At 65.1% G+C, this 284-nt stretch carries 1 protein-coding gene; it reads left to right on the forward strand.

The window, feature by feature from the left end:
- Positions 1-284: substrate-binding domain-containing protein (locus SB753_RS36470; RefSeq protein WP_410804978.1), on the forward strand; the 284-nt coding region annotated here is incomplete at both ends.

The raw sequence follows: 284 nt of genomic DNA on the forward strand, positions 1-284 counted from the left end.
GCAAACGCAGCAGACATCACCGGCGCGGGCAGCACCTTCGCAGCACCGATCTACACGAAGTGGGCCGACGCCTATCAGAAGTCCGGCGGCGGCAAGGTTAACTACCAGGGCATCGGCTCGTCGGGCGGCGTGAAGCAGATCATCGCCAAGACGGTCGATTTCGCCGGTTCCGACGCTCCGCTGAAGGACGACGAACTCGCGAAAGACGGCCTGTTCCAGTTCCCGACGGTGGTGGGCGGCGTGGTGCCGGTCGTCAACGTGCCGGGCGTGAAGCCGGCTGAACT

Origin of the sequence: Paraburkholderia sp. SIMBA_053 (genome assembly GCF_046534895.1) — a bacterium.
GTDB classification, from domain to species: domain Bacteria; phylum Pseudomonadota; class Gammaproteobacteria; order Burkholderiales; family Burkholderiaceae; genus Paraburkholderia; species Paraburkholderia caledonica.